The organism is Actinacidiphila sp. DG2A-62 (assembly GCF_035825295.1).
In the GTDB taxonomy this organism is placed as follows: Bacteria; Actinomycetota; Actinomycetes; order Streptomycetales; family Streptomycetaceae; genus Actinacidiphila.
Window position 1 is genome coordinate 7,326,975 of sequence record NZ_JAYMGI010000002.1, and the last position, 18,476, is coordinate 7,345,450.

Below are 18,476 nucleotides of genomic sequence, written 5' to 3' on the forward strand. Positions count from 1 at the left end.
TCAACGTGGTGACAGCATGCACGCACCGCACCCGCCGCACCGATCGCCGCCGACAGCAGCCCTTCACCTGGGTCGCCGGCGAGAACACCGATGAACGTGTGCCACACGAAGTCCCAGGCGTACCGCTCCACGATCTGTTGTCATGACCGTGACACAAAACGGACCGTTGTGGGACGACCCGGGAGCCGACCCCCCCATGGAGGGCAGTTCATTGCAGTCCAAGAGTCCCGGCCGGGCCAGACGAGCGATCCGCCGCGCCACCCTCGCGGTCGTCGCCACCGGAGCCCTGGTCACCGGCGGTCTGGTGGCCGCCGCCGCTCCGTCCGTCGCCGCCGCGGCCCCCGCGGCGTCCACCGCCGCGTCCACCGCGTCCACCGCGTCCACCGGCGCGAACGCGACCGGCGCCACCGGATCGAGCGAGGGCAACGCGCAGCACCTGTGCGCCTCGCCCGCCAAGGGCGCCATGTCGTGCCTGTCGCTGGTGCGCACCGACACCCTGCACCACCTGGGCGTCACCCCGAACGCGACGCCGTCCGGCTACGGCCCGACCGACCTGCAGAGCGCCTACGCGCTGCCGTCGAGCGCCGGGTCCGGCGCGACCGTCGCCATCGTGGACGCGCAGGACGACCCGAACGCCGAGGCCGACCTCGCCACCTACCGCAGCCAGTACGGCCTGCCGGCCTGCACCACGGCCAACGGCTGCTTCAAGAAGGTCAACCAGACCGGCGGCACCAGCTACCCGTCCCCCGACTCCGGCTGGGCCGGCGAGATCTCGCTCGACCTCGACATGGTCAGCGCGGTCTGCCCGCAGTGCCACATCCTGCTGGTCGAGGCCACCTCGGCGTCCATGACCAACCTGGGCACCGCCGTGAACACCGCGGTGTCCCTGGGTGCGAAGTACGTCTCCAACAGCTACGGCGGCAGCGAGTCCTCCTCGGACACCTCCTACGACAGCTCGTACTTCAACCACCCGGGCGTCGCCATCACCGTCAGCTCCGGCGACAGCGGCTACGGCGTGGAGTACCCGGCCGCGTCCAAGTACGTCACCGCGGTCGGCGGCACCTCGCTGAGCCGCGCCAGCGGCACCACCCGCGGCTGGACCGAGTCCGTGTGGGGCTCCAGCTCCGGCGGCGAGGGCGCGGGCTCCGGCTGCTCGGCGTACGACGCCAAGCAGAGCTGGCAGACCGACACCGGCTGCAGCAAGCGCACCGTCGCCGACGTCTCCGCGGTCGCCGACCCGAACACCGGCCTCGCCGTCTACGACAGCTACCAGGCCAGCGGCTGGCAGGTCTACGGCGGCACCAGCGCCTCCTCGCCGATCATCGCCTCGGTCTACGCGCTGGCCGGCACCCCGGCCGCGGGCACCGTGCCGGCGTCGTACCCCTACGCGCACACCGGTTCGCTGAACGACGTGACCAGCGGCGCCAACGGCTCCTGCTCCAGCTCCTACCTGTGCACGGCCAAGTCCGGCTACGACGGCCCGACCGGCCTCGGCACCCCGAAGGGCACCGCCGCGTTCACCAACGGCGGCTCGACCGGCGGCAACACCGTCACCGTCACCAGCCCGGGCAACCAGTCCACCCAGGTCGGCACCGCGGTCAGCGTGACCGTCCACGCCACCGACTCCGCCTCGGGCCAGACCCTCACCTACAGCGCGAGCGGCCTGCCGGCCGGCCTGTCGATCAACTCCTCGACCGGCGTCATCTCCGGCACGCCGACCACCGCGGGCACCTCCTCGGTGACGGTGACCGCGACCGACTCCACCGGCGCCTCCGGCTCGGCCTCCTTCACCTGGACCGTCACCACCTCCGGCGGCGGCGGCTGCACCCCGGCCCAGCTGCTCGGCAACCCCGGCTTCGAGTCCGGGAACACGGTCTGGTCCGCCAGCTCCGGCGTGATCGACAACAGCACCGGCGCGCCGGCCCACTCCGGCTCCTACAAGGCCTGGCTGGACGGCTACGGCAGCACCCACACCGACACGCTGTCGCAGTCCGTGACCATCCCGGCCAGCTGCACCAGCGCCACCTTCACCTTCTACCTCTACGTCTCGACCGACGAGACGACGACCAGCACGGCCTACGACAAGCTCACCGTCGCGGCCGGCTCCACCACCCTGGCCACCTACTCCAACCTCAACAGCTCCAGCGGCTACGTGCAGAAGAGCATCAACCTCTCCTCGTACGCCGGCCAGACCGTCACGCTGAAGTTCACCGGCACCGAGGACTCCAGCCTCGCCACCTCCTTCCTCATCGACGACACCGCCGTCAACGTCAGCTGACGACCGCCGACAGGGAAGCGCACCCCACCGCGGCGCGCGGCGCTCCCGCGCGCGGGTGAGACACGACGGGCCCGGGCCGGCCCCACTGCCGGTCCGGGCCCGTCCGTGCGCAGGTCACCGCACGTCCACGGTGACCTTCCACCCGGCGATCGCATGGCACGCGACCGCGCCGGGGCGCGGGCTCGGGCAGGCCCGCCGGAAGCCGCTCAACTCGGCGGTTCCCGCCCGTGTGCCGCGATAGACGCCGGGTGAGACCTCGGTGAGCGCGCCGCCCCGCTCGGCCGGCGGCGCGTCGCCCGCCGTGAGCCGCACGCGCAGGGTGCTGCCGATGCTCAGGCACACACCGCGGGCCTTCGTGCCGGGGTCGGGGGTCACCAGCACGTCGCCGCAGTCGGGCTGCGAGGTCGAGGGGCCCGGGTCCGGCCGCCCCACCCGGACGCCGTCGGCGGAACCACAGCCGGCCAGCAGCGCCGCGACCGCGACCACCGCGACCGCCGCCGCGAGCCCCGCCGTCCCGGCAGCCCGTGCCGGCCTCGCCCGCGCGGCGCCCGTCGTTCCCGCCGTCGCGCCAGCGGTCCCCGTCGTTCCCGCCGTCGCGCCAACGGTCCGCGTCGCTCCCGCCGTTCCCGCCGTTCCCGCCGTCCGCCGCGCTCTCGCGTTCCGCGCTCCCCGCGCACGCATCGCCGCACACTCCTCTCACCCACGGCCGCCCTGGTCGGGAGCGGCCGGTCCTGGGTGGGACGCAGCGGCGGCCGGTGCGGTTCCCTCCGGGGCGGTCCACCGCGGTGCGTGCGCCCGCGCCGGGGCCACCGGCCCGGCCGGCCGGCGCCCGGTTCGCGCCGCGGCCGGGAGGTCAGCGCTCGCTGACCCGCCCGCCGGCGACCTCCAGCCGCCGGGTGGTGTGCACCGCCTCCAGCATCCGGCGGTCGTGGGTGACCAGCAGCAGCGTGCCGTCGTACGAGGCGAGCGCCGACTCCAACTGCTCGATGGCGGGCAGGTCCAGGTGGTTGGTCGGCTCGTCGAGCACCAGCAGGTTGACGCCCCTGGCCTGGAGCAGCGCGAGCGCGGCACGGGTCCGCTCGCCCGGCGACAGCGTCGCCGCCGGCCGCTTCACGTGGTCGGCCTTGAGCCCGAACTTCGCCAGCAGGGTGCGGATCTCGGCCGGCTCCAGGTCGGGCGCCGGCGCCCGGAAGGCGTCGAGCAGCGTGTCCTCACCGCGGAACAGGGCGCGGGCCTGGTCGACCTCGCCGACCCGCACGCCGGGGCCGAGCGCGGCGCTGCCCTCGTCGGGTGCGATCCGGCCGAGCAGCGCGGCCAGCAGGGTGGACTTGCCCGAGCCGTTGGCCCCGGTGATCGCCACCCGGTCCGCCCAGTCGATCTGCAAGTCCACCGGGCCCAGGGTGAAGTCGCCGCGGCGGACCACCGCGCCGCCCAGGGTGGCCACCACCGCGCCCGAGCGCGGCGCCGCGGCGATGCGCATCCGCAGCTCCCACTCCTTGCGGGGCTCCTCGACCACGTCGAGCCGCTCGATCAACCGGTCGGTCTGCCGTGCCTTGGCGGCCTGCTTCTCGCTGCCCTCGGCGCGGGCGCGGCGCGCCACCTTGTCGTTGTCCGGCGCCTTGCGCAGCGCGTTGCGGGTGCCCTTGTCCATCCAGGCGCGCTGCCTGCGGGCGCGCTCCTCCAGGCCCGCCTTGGTCTCGGCGTACTCCTCGTACTCCGCGCGCGCGTGCCGGCGGGCGGTGGCGCGCTCCTCCAGGTACGCCTCGTATCCGCCGCCGTAGGAGGCCACGGTCTGCTGGGCGAGGTCGAGCTCGACGACGCCGGTGACCGTGCGGGCCAGGAACTCGCGGTCGTGGCTGACCAGGACGGTGCCCGAGCGCAGCTCCGAGACGAACTTCTCCAGCCGCTCCAGGCCGTCCAGGTCCAGGTCGTTGGTCGGCTCGTCCAGCAGGAAGACGTCGTAGCGGCTGAGCAGCAGGGAGGCCAGGCCCGCGCGGGCGGCCTGCCCGCCGGACAGCGACCGCATCTGCTGGTCCAGGCCGACCCCCAGGCCCAGCGCGGCGGCGGCCTCCTCGGCGCGCTCGTCCAGGTCCGCGCCGCCCAGGGCGAGCCAGCGCTCCAGGCCGGCGGCGTACGCGTCGTCCGCGCCGGGCGCGCCCTCCACCAGCGCCTGCGTGGCCGCGTCCAGGGCGGCCTGCGCGGCGCTCACCCCGGTCCGCCGGGCTAGGAACTCCCGTACGCTCTCCGCGCGCCGGTCCGGCTCCTGCGGCAGGTGCCCGACGGTGGCGGTCGCCGGGCTGAGCCGCAGCGTGCCCTCCTCGGGCTCGCCGAGCCCGGCCAGCAGCCGCAGCAGTGTGGACTTGCCCGCGCCGTTCACACCCACCAGGCCGATCACGTCCCCGGGGGCGACCACCAGGTCGAGCCCGGAGAACAGCACGCGGTCGCCGTGGCCTGCGGCGAGGTTCTTCGCAACGAGGGTCGCACTCATCAGGCTGTGCATCCTAGCCGCCGCGGGTGCGGCCCCACCTCCCGGTTCGCCGCCGGCGGCGGTGTGCGGCCTGCCGGCGGCGGGCGGTGTGCGGGGCGGCGCGCGTGTCCGTCGTACGGGCCCGGCCGGCTCCGGACCGGCTCCGGACCGGCCCTCCACGGCCTCCCACCGGCCTCCGGCCTCCCACCGGCCTCCGGCCTCCCACCGGCCTCCGGCCTCCCACCGGCCCCGGACCGACGCTCGGAACGGTCCTCAGACCGGCCCGGTCCAGCCGAACGCCGGCTCGCGGCGCTCCAGGAAGGCCGCGGCGCCCTCCTTCGTCTCGCCCGAGGCGTCGGCCTGGCCGGCCCAGTAGCCGGCGCGGACCCGGTCGGAGCCGGAGCCGGAACCGGAGCCGGAACCGGAGCCGGAGCCGGAGTCGGCGGTGAGAGCGGGGCCGGCCTCCGGAGCGGCGAGGTACTCCTTGGCGGCCACCTGGGTGAGCAGCGAGCGCCGGACCAGCGCCGCGGTGAACTCGCGGACGCGCGCGTCGAGTCCGTCCGGCTCCAGCACCTCGTCCACCAGGCCGGTGCGCAACGCCCGCTCGTCGTCGATCAGTTCGGCCGAGAACAGCAGGTGCTTGGCGGTGGACGGCGAGGTCAGGGCGGCCAGCCGGCGGGTCGAGGACGGCGGGTAGGCCAGGCCGAGCCGCGCCGGGGTCACGCCGAACCGCGCGCCCCGCGCGGCGAACCGCAGGTCGCAGGCGACCGCGAGCTGGCAGCCGCCGCCCACGCAGAAGCCGCGCACCGCGGCCAGCGTCGGCTTCGGGAACGCGGCGAGCGCCTCCTCGGCCGCCACCGCGGCGTCCTGCGGCGCCCGCGGCCCGCCCGGCCCGGCGAAGTCGGTGATGTCGGCGCCCGCGCAGAAGGTGTCGCCCGCGCCGGTGAGCACCAGGACCCGCACCGCGGGGTCGGCCGCGAGGGCGGCGAGCAGCCGGGGCAGCGCGTGCCACATCTCCAGCGTCATCGCGTTGCGCCGGGCCGGGTTGCCGATGGTCACGGTCGCGACGCCGTCCCCGGTGCTCAGCAGCAGCGCGGGCGCGGGGTCGGGCGCGGGCATACGGGCTCCTCGGCGGGCGGGACGCGGTCGGCGCGGCGGGCGCCGCGGACGTGCGCGCGCACCCATGATCCCATCCGCGCCGTCCGGACCGGCAGCCGGTCGCCAGTGGTCGGAAACGGGCGGGAAACGGTCCCGTCCGGTCGTGAACCGCTGAAAGGCGCGGACTTACGGTGACCGGCCGTTGCGGCCCCGCGCGTCCCGGACACTCGAACGGTGAGGCGGGCCCGGCCGGGGGGCGGGGGACTCGCGCGGACACGTCACGCGAAGGCGATGGTGGGTACGGTCATGGAGGTGCGCGGGAGCGTCCCGCCGGGTCAGGTTCCGTCCCCGAGGCCGTACGAGGGCGTGTGGCGCTTCACCGTGCCCGCCCTGGACTCCTCCGTCCCGCAGGTGCGCCACGGCGTCCGCGGCCTGCTGCGCGACCAGAGCGTGCCGGTGGAGGAGGACGTGCTGTACGGGCTGCTGGTGATCGTCTCGGAGCTGGTCACCAACGCGGTCAAGCACGCCGCGGTGCTCTCCCCGCAGATCGCGGTGGAGCTGGCGGTCGGCGCCGAGTGGGTCAGGGTCGCGGTCGAGGACAACCACCCGTACCGGCCCACCGCGCTGGAGACCGACCACGGGCGCACCGGCGGGCGCGGGCTGCTGCTGGTGAAGACGATCGCCGACGAGGCCGGCGGCTCCTACGACATCGCGCAGACGCCGGGCGGCGGCAAGGTGATCTGGGCGGCGCTGCCGCTGCGGCCTCCGTCGGTGTACTGACACCGCAGCGGGGCCCGGCCCGCGCGGGGCCGGGCCGTGCGCCGCGCGTCCGCCAGCAGCAGGCTACCAGCCGGCCGCGCCGCCGGTGACCTCGCGGACCGCGGGCAGCACCGCGTCCAGCACGGTCGGGAACCACGCGGAGAACGGGCCGGTCCCGCGCAGCCGGTCCAACTGCTCCGGCGTGGCGAAGAGCGTCTCGCCGATCTCCTCGGGGTCGGGGTCCAGCGGCGCGTCGACGGTGCCCACGAACAGGTGGTTGAACTCCTGCTCGACCAGTCCGGACGCCGGGTCCGGGTGGTTGTAGCGCACCGTGCCGGCCGCGCGCATCAGGGCGGGCGCGACGCCCAGCTCCTCCGCGGTGCGCCGGGCGGCGGCCACGAACGGCTGCTCGCCGGGGTACGGGTGGCCGCAGCAGGTGTTGGACCACACGCCCGGGGAGTGGTACTTCCCGAGCGCGCGGCGCTGCAGCAGCATCCGGCCCTGCTCGTCGAAGAGGAAGACGGAGAACGCCCGGTGCAGCCGTCCCGGCGCGAGGTGCGCCGACAGCTTCTCCGCCGTGCCGATCGTGACGCCGGCCTCGTCGACCAGTTCGAGCATGATCGGTTCCGCGACCCCGTTGGGGGACGGCGCGGCGGCGGGGGAGGAGCCCGGTCGGCCGGTGGCAGGACTGGTTGGCATATCCATCCTTCGGTTCGACGACAAGGCCCTAGTCTGCCTCACCGCCGACCGCGCACCCGCCCGGGCCACCGGGTCACCGCGGCGCCGGGTCCGCGTCGCAGCCTCACCGGAGCGCCGGCGCCGCCGGACCCGGCCGCCGGGTCACCGGCAGAGCCCCGCCTCGTGCTCCGCGTGCCCGGCCGGCTCCAGCTGGAACGTGCAGTGCCCGACGTCGAAGTGCGCGCCCAGGCAGCTCTGCAGGTCGTGCAGCATCTTCTCGTAGCCGACCGTCTCCAGTACGTCGTGGCCGACCACCACGTGCGCGGAGAGCACCGGCATCCCCGAGGTGATGGTCCAGGCGTGCAGGTCGTGCAGGCCCTCCACGCCGGGCAGCGACTCGATGTGCCGCCGCACCTGCGCCATGTCGACGTCCTTGGGCGCCGCCTCCAGCAGCACGTCCAGCGCCTCCCGCAACAGCTGCCAGGTGCGCGGCACGATCAGCACGCCGATCAGCAGCGACGCCACCGCATCCGCCTGCCGCCAGCCGGTGCCCAGATAGACCACGGCGGCGACCACCACCGCGAGCGAGCCCAGCGCGTCGGCCATCACCTCCAGGAACGCGCCGCGCACGTTGAGGCTCTCCGACCGGCCGCGCAGCAGCACCGCCAGCGACACCGAGTTGGCGACCACGCCGATCAGGCCGAAGACCACGGTCAGCCCGGCGTCGATGCCGTGCGGGGTGATGAGGCGGCGCACCCCCTCGTAGAAGATGAACGCCCCGACCCCGAAGAGCAGCACCGCGTTGAGCACCGCCGCCAGGATCTCGGCGCGGGCGAAGCCGAAGGTGCGGCGCTCGCTGGGCGGCCGGGCCGCCACGTGCACGGCGAGCAGCGCCATGCCGAGGCCGGCCGCGTCGGTGGCCATGTGCCCGGCGTCGGCGAGCAGCGCCAGCGAGCCGGTCAGCGCGCTTCCGGCCACCTCGGTGGCCAGCACCAGCAGCGTGATGCCCAGCGCGATCCGCAGCCTGCCGCGGTACGCCGCGCCCGCCGTGCCGGACGCGGGCGGCCCGTGGTGATGGCCGTGGCTGTGCCCTGCCCCCATCGGTGCCGCTCCTTCCCCGAGGTTCCGCGGTTCTCCTGCCCGAGCTGCGCGGTCCGACCCGGGTGTCCGAGCGCCCCGCCCGCCCGGAACGCCCCGGACGCCTGGGCGCCCGAGTGCCGCGCGCCGGCCAGTCAACTACGGTCACGCACCGTGGGCAAGCCGGTACTGGAGACCGTTGTCATGTGCGGTGACCTGCGGTGATGAGGCGCGCCCTGGGTGTGGCCGATCGGGCGGCGCGGATCACCCGAACGGATGACGGGAGGCGCGGCGGGAAGGTGACCGGCAATGCTTCGGCCAAGGCCGCCGCGGGCCGGTTGTCCGGCATGCGGCGAATCAAGGATGATGATCACACCAAGGCGCCAAGTCCAGGCGAACGGGCAGTGAACGGCCGCCGTCCGCAATCCGATAGCCTCGCCGGTGCCCGGCCCGGCCCCGCCCTTCCCGGCGGCCCCGCGGCGGGCGCATTCCGCACGCCCCGACCTACGCTCCGACCCCCGTCACACACCAGACACCCCAGCCGCAGATCCGTCACCCGTCACATCACCCGTCGCACCGCCCGTCACATCACGCGTCACGCCGCCACCAGTCATCCGTACACCACGCATCGAGGGAGTGGGTTCCGCTGCCGACCGCCATCCTCACCGGCCCGCCCGCCGCCGGTACGCCGTCGCCGCTCGCGGAGGACCTGCGGGCACTGGGCTTCCAGGTCGCCGCCGCGGCGACGGCGGCCGAGGCCGCCGAGCGGCTGGCGGCCCTGCCGGCCGGGGAGCGGGTGGCGCTGGTGGACCCGCGCTTCGTCGGCCACCGCCACGCGCTGCGGCTGGCGCTCACCGACCCGCGCTTCGACGCCGCCGCCGTCCCCGGCGCGCTGTCGGTCAAGCCCGCCGCCCGCCCCGCGCTCGGCCGCGCGCTCGCCGCGGCGGCCCGCGGCGACGACCGGCCGGGGACCGCCCCGGGCGGTGCGACCGGCGGCCCCGACGGCGGCGCCGTCAGCGGCCACGCCCCCGCCCACGCTCCCGCGACCGGCGGCGGCCTCGCCACCGCCCGCCCCGACGCCGGCCCGGAGACCCGCCCCGACGTGCTCCCCGACGTGCTCGCCGCCGGCCTCGACGCCGACGGACTGCTGCACCGCGTCGACCTCGGCGTGCTGGTCGCCGCCGTCCCGCGGGACGAGGCAGCCCGGGCCGAGGCCGCCGGCGCGGTCGCCGGCGTCGACGAGGAGTCCGTCCGGCTGCGCAGCGCCGTCAAGGCCCGCGACGGCTTCTTCACCACCCACTGCATCAGCCCGTACTCGCGCTACATCGCCCGCTGGTGCGCCCGCCGCGGACTGACCCCGAACCAGGTGACCACCGCCTCCCTGGTGGTCGCGCTGATCGCGGCCGGCTGCGCCGCCACCGGCGCCGGGCCGGCTACGTCGCGGCCGGCGTGCTGCTGCTGGCGTCCTTCGTCCTGGACTGCACCGACGGCCAGCTGGCCCGCTACTCGCTGCAGTACTCCACCCTCGGCGCCTGGCTCGACGCGACCTTCGACCGCGCCAAGGAGTACGCCTACTACGCGGGCCTGGCGCTCGGCGCGGCCCGCGGCGGCGACGACGTGTGGGCGCTGGCGCTCGGCGCGATGGTGCTGCAGACCTGCCGGCACGTGGTCGACTTCGCCTTCAACGAGGCCAACCACGACGCGACCGGCAACACCAGCCCCACCGCGGCCCTGTCCGGACGGCTGGACAGCGTCGGCTGGACGGTGTGGGTGCGCCGGATGATCGTGCTGCCCATCGGCGAGCGCTGGGCGCTGATAGCGGTCCTCACCGCGCTCACCACGCCGCGGATCACCTTCGTGGTGCTGCTGGTCGGCTGCGCCCTGGCCGCCTGCTACACCACCGCGGGCCGGGTGCTGCGCTCGCTGACCAGGAAGGCCCGCCGCACCGACCGCGCCGCGACCGCGCTGCACGACCTGACCGACAGCGGCCCGCTCGCCGAGGCCGTCGCCCGCGCGGCGCGCCCGCTCGCCGCCCGGCTGCCCGGCTTCGCGCCGCCCGCCCTCGCCCTGGCCAGCGCCGGCCTGCTCACCGCGACCGCCGCGCTCGCCCCCGAGGGCAGCTGGTGGGTGGTCGCCGCGGCGGCGGTGTACGTGCTGACCTCGGGCGTCGCGGTCGCCCGGCCGCTGAAGGGCGCGCTGGACTGGCTGGTCCCGCCGCTGCTGCGGGCCGGCGAGTACGGAACCGTGCTGGCGCTCGCGGCCGTCTCACAGGTGAACGGCGCGTTGCCCGCCGCTTTCGGGCTGGTGGCGGCCGTCGCCTACCATCACTACGACACGGTGTACCGCATCCGCGGCGGCGCCGGGGCGCCCCCGCGGGCCCTGGTGCGGGCGGCCGGCGGGCACGAGGGACGGGCACTGCTGGTGGTCGTCCTCGCGGCCGCCCTCGCGCAGCACACCGGATTCCGGACCGCCCTGACGGCGCTCGCCGCCGTACTCGCGGTCCTGGTCCTCATCGAGAGCATCCGCTTCTGGGTGGCTGCTCACCTGGCGGGCGCCCCCGCCGTCCACGACGAATCAGGAGAACCCGCATGATCGGCCTCGTGCTGGCGGCCGGCGCCGGACGGCGTCTGCGCCCCTACACCGACACCCTGCCCAAGGCGCTGGTGCCGATCGGTCCGGAGGGCGCGCGGGACAGCCTCACCGTGCTGGACCTCACCCTGGGCAACTTCGCCGAGATCGGCCTCACCGAGGTCGCGGTCGTCGTCGGGTACCGCAAGGAGGCCGTCTACGAGCGCAAGGCGGCGCTGGAGGCCAGGTACGGCGTCACCCTGACCCTGATCGACAACGACAAGGCCGAGGAGTGGAACAACGCCTACTCCCTGTGGTGCGCCCGCGACGTCCTCAAAGAGGGTGTGATTCTGGCCAACGGCGACACCGTGCACCCGGTGTCGGTGGAGCGGACGCTGCTGGCGGCCCGCGGCGACGGCAAGCGCATCGTGCTGGCGCTGGACACCGCCAAGAAGCTCGCCGACGAGGAGATGAAGGTCGTCACCGAGCCCGGCCGCGGGGTGCGCCGGATCACCAAGCTGATGGACCCCGCGCAGGCCACCGGCGAGTACATCGGCGTCACCCTCATCGAGGGCGAGGCGGCGGCCGAGCTGGCCGACGCGCTCCGGGCCACCTTCGAGCGCGACCCCGACCTGTACTACGAGGACGGCTACCAGGAGCTGGTGGACCGCGGCTTCACCATCGACGTCGCGCCGATCGGCGAGGTCGCGTGGGTGGAGATCGACAACCACGACGACCTCGCCAAGGGCAGGGAGATCGCGTGCCAGTACTGACCCGGCTGATCCCCTCGCCGGTCGTCGTCGACATCAACGGAGGGGCGCTCGCCGACCTCACCCGGCTGCTGGCCGACCAGCGCATCTCCACCTCCGGCCGGCTCGCCTTCGCCATGAGCGAGGGCTCCGGCGCCCGGCTGCGCGACCGGCTGGCGCCCGAACTGCCCGGCGCCGACTGGTTCCCGGTGGCCGGCGGCACCATCGACGCCGCGGTCAAGCTGGCCGACGCGATGCGCGGCAAGCGCTACGACGCGGTGGTCGGCCTGGGCGGCGGCAAGATCATCGACGTGGCCAAGTACGCCGCCGCGCGGGTCGGCCTGCCGATGGTCGCGGTCGCCACCAACCTCTCCCACGACGGCCTGTGCTCGCCGGTGTCCACCCTGGACAACGACAACGGCCGCGGCTCGTACGGGGTGCCGACCCCGATCGCGATGGTCATCGACCTGGACGTGATCCGCGAGGCCCCGGCCCGGTACGTCAGGGCCGGCATCGGCGACGCGGTCTCCAACATCTCGGCCATCGCCGACTGGGAGCTGGCCCACCGCACCAACGGCGAGCCGATCGACGGGCTGGCCGCCGCGATGGCCCGCAGCGCGGGCGAGGCGGTGCTGCGGCACCCCGGCGGCATCGGCGACGACGCCTTCCTCACCACCCTCGCCGAGGGCCTGGTGCTCTCCGGCATCGCCATGTCGATCAGCGGCGACACCCGGCCCTCCTCGGGCGCCTGCCACGAGATCAGCCATGCCTTCGACCTGCTCTTCCCGCAGCGCGCCGCCGCCCACGGCGAGCAGTGCGGCCTCGGCGCCGCCTTCGCCATGCACCTGCGCGGCGCCCGCGAGGAGTCCGGGCTGATCGCCGAGACGCTGCGCCGGCACGGCCTGCCGGTGCTGCCCGAGGAGATCGGCTTCTCCGAGGCGGAGTTCGTGCAGGCCGTGCGGTACGCGCCGCAGACCCGCCCCGGGCGCTTCACCATCCTGGAACACCTCGACCTGTCCGACACCGACATCAGGGACGCATACGCCGACTATGCCAAAGCCATCAGTAGCTGAACTGCGCCCCGTCGTGCACCCCGCGGGGGTCAAGGACCGGCGCAGCGGCGAGCACTGGGCCGGCCTGCTACATGCGCGAGCTGTCGCTCCGCATAGACCGGCACGTGGCGCCCACCGCGATCACCCCCAACCAGCTCACGTACCTGATGACCGTGTGCGGCGTGCTCGCCGCGCCGGCGCTGCTGGTGCCCGGGATCGCCGGCGCCGTGCTCGGCGTCGTGGCCGTCCAGCTCTACCTGCTGCTGGACTGCGTGGACGGCGAGATCGCCCGCTGGAAGAAGCAGTTCTCGCTGTCCGGGGTCTACCTCGACCGGGTCGGCGCCTACCTGTGCGACGCCGCCGTCCTGGTCGGCTTCGGGCTGCGCGCCGCCGACCTGTGGGGCGACGGCCGGATCGACTGGCTGTGGGCGTTCCTCGGCACCCTCGCTGCCCTCGGCGCGGTGCTGATCAAGGCCGAGACCGACCTGGTCGGGGTGGCCCGCCACCAGGGCGGGCTGCCGCCGGTCAAGGAGTCCGCCGCCGAGCCGCGCTCGTCCGGCGTGGCACTGGCCCGCCGGGCCGCCGCCGCGCTGAAGTTCCACCGGCTGGTGCTGGGCGTCGAGGCGTCGCTGCTCATCCTGCTGCTGGCGATCGTCGACCAGGTCCGCGGCGATCTGTTCTTCACCCGGCTCGGCGTCGCCGTCCTGGCCGGAATCGCCCTCCTGCAGACGCTGCTCCACCTGGTATCGGTCCTCGCCTCCAGCAGGCTGAAGTGACCGGCGGGCAGGCGCCGCTGAAGCTCGGCGCGGTGATCATCACCATGGGCAACCGGCCGGCGGAGCTGCAGGACCTGCTGGACTCCGTGGCCAAGCAGCAGGGCCCGCCGATCGAGGTGGCCGTGGTCGGCAACGGCTCCCCGCTGCCGCCGCTGCCGCCGGGCCTGCGCACCGTGGAGCTGTCGGAGAACCTCGGCATCCCCGGCGGGCGCAACGTCGGCATCGAGCTGTTCGGCCCCGGCGGCTCGGACGTGGACGTGCTGCTCTTCCTCGACGACGACGGCCTGCTGCCGCACCAGGACACCGGCGAGCTGCTCCGCGAGGCCTTCGCCGCGGACCCGCGGCTGGGCATCGTCAGCTTCCGCATCGCCGACCCGGAGACCGGTGTCACCCAGCGCCGCCACGTCCCCCGGCTGCGCGCCTCCGACCCGATGCGCACCTCGCGGGTGACGACCTTCCTCGGCGGCGCCAGCGCGGTCCGTACGGCGGTGATCGGCGAGGTCGGACCGCTGCCGGCGGAGTTCTTCTACGCCCACGAGGAGACGGACCTGGCCTGGCGGGCGCTGGACGCCGGCTGGATGATCGACTACCGCTCCGACCTCGTGCTGCACCATCCGGCCACCTCGCCGGCCCGGCACGCGGTCTACCACCGGCTGGTGGCCCGTAACCGGGTGTGGCTGGCCCGTCGCAACCTGCCCTGGCCGCTGGTCCCGGCGTACCTCGGCGTATGGTTCGCGCTGACCGTGCTGCGGCGGCCGTCCCGGCCGGCGCTGCGCGCGTGGCTCGGCGGGTTCCGCGAGGGCTGGGCCACGCCGTGCGGTGAGCGCAGACCCATGAAGTGGCGGACGGTCTGGCGGTTGACCCGACTGGGCCGACCCCCGATCATCTGACAAGCTCGGACCTGAGAGCATCAGGCGCAGCCCGGGAATCCCCCTGCACCCGGCGCGCACCTTGAGGACGAAAGTGTCAACTGTGAGCGAGACAACGCACGATGGTGCGGTCGCCGTGGGCGCCCCCCCAGCGCCGACGGCCGACGACGGCCTCAGCCCCGCGCAGCTTGCGGCCAAGTACGGCCTGTCGGTCAGCGGCGCCCGACCCGGTCTGCTGGAGTACACCCGGCAACTGTGGGGACGCCGACATTTCATCAACGAGTTCGCCAAGGCACGCACCCAGGCCCAGTACACCCAGGCCCGCCTCGGCCAGCTCTGGCAGGTCATGACGCCGCTGCTCAACGCGGCCGTCTACTACCTGATCTTCGGTCTGCTGATCGGCACCAGCAAAGGCATCGACAACTTCATCGCCTTCCTGGTGACCGGCATCTTCATCTTCACCTTCACCCAGTCCTCGGTGCTCAGCGGGGTCCGCGCGGTGGCCGGCAACCTCGGGCTGATCCGCGCGCTGCACTTCCCCCGGGCCTCGATGCCGATCGCCTTCACGCTGATGCAGCTCCAGCAGCTGATGATGTCGATGTTCGTGCTGATCGCCATCGTGCTGATGACCGGTGAGGTGCCGGACGCCTCCTGGCTGCTGGCGATCCCCGCGCTGCTCACCCAGTGGGTGTTCAACACCGGCCTGGCGATGATCGTGGCCCGGCTGGGCAGCAAGATGACCGACCTCGCCCAGCTGATGCCGTTCATCCTGCGCACCTGGATGTACATGTCGGGCGTGATGTACAGCATCACCAACCTGACCAACCACGCGCCGCACTTCGTGCGCATCCTGCTCGACATCAATCCCGCCGCGGTGTACATCGACCTGATGCGCTTCGCGCTGATCGACAGCGTCACCGGCTCCCAGCTGCCGCCGCACGTGTGGGCGAGCGCGGTGTGCTGGGCGGCGCTGGTCGGGGTCGGCGGCTACATCTACTTCTGGAAGGCTGAGGAGCAGTATGGCCGTGGCTGAGCAGCAGACCGTCGAGCGGAAGCCCGCCGCCGGCACCCGGGTGCCGACCGTCGTCGTGGACGACGTGCACATCGTCTACAAGGTCTACGGGGCGGGCACCGGCAAGGGCAGCGCCACCGCCGCGCTGGCCCGGCTGCTGTCCCGCAAGTCCAACCCCAACATCCGCCGGGTGCACGCGGTGCGCGGCGTCACCTTCACCGCCTACCGCGGTGAGGCGATCGGCATCATCGGCTCCAACGGCTCCGGCAAGTCCACCATCCTGCGCGCCATCGCCGGGCTGCTGCCGCCGGAGAGCGGGAAGATCTACACCGATGGTCAGCCGTCGTTGTTGGGTGTGAACGCGGCGTTGATGAATGATCTGACCGGTGGGACGAATGTGATCCTGGGTGGTCTGGCGATGGGGATGTCGCAGGAGGAGGTGCGGCGTCGGTATCAGGGGATCGTGGATTTCTCGGGGATCAACGAGAAGGGTGATTTCATCTCGTTGCCGATGCGGACGTACTCCTCGGGCATGGCGGCGCGGTTGAGGTTCTCGATCGCGGCGGCGAAGAATCATGATGTGCTGATGATCGACGAGGCGCTGGCGACGGGTGACCGGGCGTTCCAGAAGCGGTCGGAGGCGCGGATCAGGGAGTTGCGCAAGGAGGCCGGCACGGTCTTCCTGGTCAGCCACAACAACAACTCCATCCGGGACACCTGCGACCGGGTGCTGTGGCTGGAGAAGGGCGAGCTGCTGATGGACGGCCCGACCGACGAGGTCATCAAGGCGTACGAGGCCCACACGGGCAAGTGACGTGACCCGGCGTCGCCCACTCGGCGCCGCCGCGGGAAACACCGCGGAAATACCCGACCCCCGCCGGATGATCCGGCGGGGGTCGCGTGTTGTCACCGATGCCGAACTGTCATGCCCCAGGCGTACGCCGGGGCCTGGCCGGTCGTAAGCTGTACCGGTGCTGGGAGCCCTGCCGATGACCGATACCGGGTGTGTGACGCCCATCGCGGCGTGTCCGAAATGGGAAGATTCGTCCGGGCGGTGTAGAACGGGGGATGTGGCGGCCATGACGATCGGGACCATCGCGTTCCTGGGCACGCACGCCGCCTGCGTACCGGGTACCGCGCGGTGACCGGGGACACTGCGTCCCGGGCGGTGCTGGACAAGGCCGCGCGCGAGAACTTCCCCGTGGCGCCCGTGTTCCTGCCGCGCGCCTGGCGCCAGGACCTGATGGCCGTGTACGGCTTCGCCCGGCTGGTGGACGACATCGGCGACGGCGACCTGGCCGGCGGCGGCCGCGACGACGCGGTGCTGCTCGGCCTGGACCCCGAGGCGGCCGGCGACCGGGTCGCCATGCTGGACGCCTTCGAGGCCGACCTGCGCCGGGTCTTCGACGCCCCCGGCGAGCCGTCCCACCCGCTGCTGCGGGCCCTTGGGCCCACCGTGCGGCGGCACTCGCTCAGCCCCGAGCCGTTCCTCGGCCTGATCGCCGCCAACCGGCAGGACCAGACGGTGCGGCGCTACGCCACGTACGAGGACCTGCTGGCGTACTGCGAACTGTCCGCGAACCCGGTCGGCCGGCTGGTGCTCGCCATCACCGGCACCGAGAGCCCCGAGCGGGTCAGGCGCTCCGACGCCGTGTGCACCGCGCTGCAGATCGTCGAGCACCTCCAGGACGTCGCGGAGGACCTCGGCAGGGACCGGATCTACCTGCCCGAGCAGGACATGAAACGCTACGGCGTGGACGAGGCGGACCTCGCCGCGCCGCGGGCGGACGAGCGGGTGCGCGCCCTGATCGCCTTCGAGGCGGACCGGGCGGGCGACCTGCTGGACGACGGGACGCCGCTGGTGGGCAGCGTCCGCGGCAGGCTGCGACTGCTGCTCGCCGGCTTCGTCGGCGGCGGACGCGCCGCGCTGCACGCGGTCGAGGCCGCGGGGTACGACGTGCTGGCCGGTTCGCCCAAAGCCACCAAGCCCGGCCTGCTGCGCGCGGTGGGATCGACATTGCGAAGGAAGGGGTGAGCCGGGACGTGAAGGGTTCCGAGCACACGTCCGGTCAGGTACTTGCCGCATACAGGTACTGTGAGACCGTGACCGGCCATGAGGCCCGCAACTTCGCGTACGGGATCCGCCTGCTGCCCACCGCCAAGCGGCAGGCGATGTCCGCGCTGTACGCGTTCTCCCGGCGGGTCGACGACATCGGCGACGGCGACCTCGCCACGGACGAGAAGACCCGTCGGCTGGAGGAGACCCGCCAGGTGCTGGTCCGGGTCCGCGCCGGCGAGGTCGCGCAGGACGACACCGACCCGGTCGCGGTCGCACTCGCCGACTCCGCGCGGCGCTTCCCGCTGCCGCTCGGCGGTCTGGACGAACTGATCGACGGCGTCCAGATGGACGTTCGGGGCGAGACCTACGAAACGTGGGACGACCTGGCCGTTTACTGCCGTTGTGTGGCAGGTGCGATCGGAAGGCTCTCCCTGGGCGTTTTCGGCACCGTGAATGGGCACGATCATGCACGTGCCGCCGAATACGCCGACACGCTCGGCCTCGCCCTGCAGCTCACCAACATCCTGCGCGACGTCCGCGAGGACGCGGGCAACGGACGGACGTACCTGCCCGCCCAGGACCTGGCCAAGTTCGGCTGCGCGGCCGGCTTCGAGGGCGACCTCCCGCCGGCCGGCTCCGACTTCGCCGGCCTGGTGGAGTTCGAAGTGCGCCGCGCCCGCGCCCTGTTCGCCACCGGCTACCGGCTGCTGCCGATGCTCGACCGGCGCAGCGGCGCCTGCGTGTCGGCGATGGCCGGCATCTACCGCCGGCTGCTGGAGCGGATCGCCGCCGACCCCGAGGCGGTGCTGCGCGGCCGGGTCTCGCTGCCCGGCCGGGAGAAGGCCTACGTCGCGGTCCGCGGCCTGGCCGGACTCGACGCCCGCCGCACCGCCCGCGAGCCACGGAGCGACGCGTGACTCCTTCCCGCGACGGCGCGGGTCACCACCCACGGCACCAGGCAACCCCGCAGGCCCGCACCGCGTCACTTCCCGCGACAGGCAGCGCCGGCGACGTCGCGCGCGCCGCCGCACGAG

14 protein-coding genes and 2 pseudogenes are annotated in these 18,476 nt (G+C 73.9%); 11 read left to right on the top strand and 5 right to left on the bottom strand.

Going from position 1 to position 18,476, the window contains the following annotated elements:
- Positions 1–196: 196 nt before the first annotated feature.
- Positions 197–2,278, top strand: a complete 2,082-nt coding sequence (locus tag VSR01_RS32540; RefSeq protein ID WP_326452569.1) for a putative Ig domain-containing protein — start codon at positions 197–199, stop codon at positions 2,276–2,278.
- A 114-nt stretch (positions 2,279–2,392) separates the two neighbouring features.
- On the opposite strand, the gene VSR01_RS32545 is transcribed toward VSR01_RS32540, so the two are convergent.
- The 3 genes from VSR01_RS32545 to VSR01_RS32555 form a co-directional block, all read right to left on the bottom strand.
- Complete coding sequence (locus tag VSR01_RS32545) at positions 2,393–2,764, bottom strand: hypothetical protein (protein WP_326452570.1); 372 nt, start codon at positions 2,762–2,764, stop codon at positions 2,393–2,395.
- 367 nt (positions 2,765–3,131) lie between these two features.
- On the bottom strand, positions 3,132–4,766 hold the full coding sequence (gene abc-f / locus VSR01_RS32550) for a ribosomal protection-like ABC-F family protein (protein WP_326452571.1): 1,635 nt from the start codon (positions 4,764–4,766) through the stop codon (positions 3,132–3,134).
- A gap of 252 nt (positions 4,767–5,018) precedes the next feature.
- On the bottom strand, positions 5,019–5,864 hold the full coding sequence (locus tag VSR01_RS32555) for an enoyl-CoA hydratase/isomerase family protein (RefSeq protein ID WP_326452572.1): 846 nt from the start codon (positions 5,862–5,864) through the stop codon (positions 5,019–5,021).
- Positions 5,865–6,134: 270 nt separating this feature from the next.
- On the opposite strand from VSR01_RS32555, the gene VSR01_RS32560 reads away from it, so the two are divergent.
- A complete protein-coding gene (locus VSR01_RS32560) occupies positions 6,135–6,623 on the top strand; it encodes an ATP-binding protein (RefSeq protein WP_326452573.1) in 489 nt (162 codons plus the stop codon).
- 63 nt (positions 6,624–6,686) lie between these two features.
- Here the strand turns inward: VSR01_RS32560 and idi are convergent, their stop codons facing one another.
- Positions 6,687–7,301, bottom strand: coding sequence for an isopentenyl-diphosphate Delta-isomerase (gene idi, locus VSR01_RS32565; RefSeq protein WP_326452574.1), 615 nt, complete (start codon positions 7,299–7,301; stop codon positions 6,687–6,689).
- Between the two features lie 141 nt (positions 7,302–7,442).
- On the bottom strand, positions 7,443–8,381 hold the full coding sequence (locus tag VSR01_RS32570; RefSeq protein WP_326452575.1) for a cation diffusion facilitator family transporter: 939 nt from the start codon (positions 8,379–8,381) through the stop codon (positions 7,443–7,445).
- 622 nt (positions 8,382–9,003) lie between these two features.
- On the opposite strand from VSR01_RS32570, the pseudogene VSR01_RS32575 reads away from it, so the two are divergent.
- The 9 genes and pseudogenes from VSR01_RS32575 to hpnD all read left to right on the top strand — a co-directional run bounded on the left by VSR01_RS32575 (position 9,004) and on the right by hpnD (position 18,359).
- A pseudogene (locus VSR01_RS32575) lies at positions 9,004–10,949 on the top strand (DUF5941 domain-containing protein).
- Positions 10,946–11,698, top strand: coding sequence for a phosphocholine cytidylyltransferase family protein (locus VSR01_RS32580; protein ID WP_326452576.1), 753 nt, complete (start codon positions 10,946–10,948; stop codon positions 11,696–11,698). Before VSR01_RS32575 ends, VSR01_RS32580 begins: the two are co-directional and overlap by 4 nt.
- Positions 11,686–12,747, top strand: a complete 1,062-nt coding sequence (locus VSR01_RS32585) for an iron-containing alcohol dehydrogenase family protein (protein ID WP_326452577.1) — start codon at positions 11,686–11,688, stop codon at positions 12,745–12,747. The genes VSR01_RS32580 and VSR01_RS32585 overlap by 13 nt, the downstream gene beginning before the upstream one ends.
- A 13-nt stretch (positions 12,748–12,760) precedes the next feature.
- Positions 12,761–13,502: pseudogene (locus tag VSR01_RS32590) on the top strand (CDP-alcohol phosphatidyltransferase family protein).
- A gap of 17 nt (positions 13,503–13,519) precedes the next feature.
- Positions 13,520–14,392: a glycosyltransferase family 2 protein gene (locus VSR01_RS32595; RefSeq protein WP_326453950.1), complete on the top strand. Its 873-nt coding sequence runs from the start codon at positions 13,520–13,522 to the stop codon at positions 14,390–14,392.
- A gap of 82 nt (positions 14,393–14,474) precedes the next feature.
- Positions 14,475–15,404, top strand: coding sequence for an ABC transporter permease (locus VSR01_RS32600; RefSeq protein WP_326452578.1), 930 nt, complete (start codon positions 14,475–14,477; stop codon positions 15,402–15,404).
- Entirely contained in the window at positions 15,391–16,197 is an 807-nt protein-coding gene (locus tag VSR01_RS32605) for an ABC transporter ATP-binding protein (protein ID WP_326452579.1), read from the top strand. Before VSR01_RS32600 ends, VSR01_RS32605 begins: the two co-directional genes overlap by 14 nt.
- 327 nt (positions 16,198–16,524) lie before the next feature.
- Positions 16,525–17,418: a squalene synthase HpnC gene (gene hpnC, locus VSR01_RS32610; RefSeq protein WP_326452580.1), complete on the top strand. Its 894-nt coding sequence runs from the start codon at positions 16,525–16,527 to the stop codon at positions 17,416–17,418.
- The gene (gene hpnD / locus VSR01_RS32615) at positions 17,415–18,359 is read left to right on the top strand and encodes a presqualene diphosphate synthase HpnD (RefSeq protein ID WP_326452581.1); all 945 of its coding nucleotides are present in this window, start codon (positions 17,415–17,417) and stop codon (positions 18,357–18,359) included. Before hpnC ends, hpnD begins: the two co-directional genes overlap by 4 nt.
- The last annotated feature ends 117 nt before the right edge of the window (positions 18,360–18,476 follow it).